Here is a 263-nt window from a genome sequence, read left to right on the forward strand (position 1 = left end):
ATCAAGCAGGCGGTGCAGGCGATCCCGGCGCTTGACCGATCGATTGCCGAAATGACGATCCACTCGTCGAACGCGCGGCGCGACATTGATCTGCTGTGGGCGCGAGTGGAAGCAGAGCGCAGCGGGCGCGACGAGTTGGAGGCAGAGGTGGACGCCGTCGACGACAAGGTCGACGAGATGAAGCACACGGCGCGGGGCGCGATCTGGGTGCTCGGGATCGTGTTCGGCGTGGTGCAGGTGTGCTTTGCCGGCTCGATCGCATG

Annotated in this window: 1 protein-coding gene; it reads left to right on the forward strand. The window is 65.4% G+C overall.

Annotation, left to right across the window (positions count from 1 at the left end; translation table 11 throughout):
- A partial coding sequence (locus SB679_RS24800) for a hypothetical protein (RefSeq protein ID WP_410704953.1) occupies positions 1-263 on the forward strand: 263 nt, incomplete at both ends.

Origin of the sequence: Chryseobacterium sp. SIMBA_029 (assembly GCF_046535275.1) — a bacterium.
Classification (GTDB): Bacteria; Bacteroidota; Bacteroidia; order Flavobacteriales; family Weeksellaceae; genus Chryseobacterium.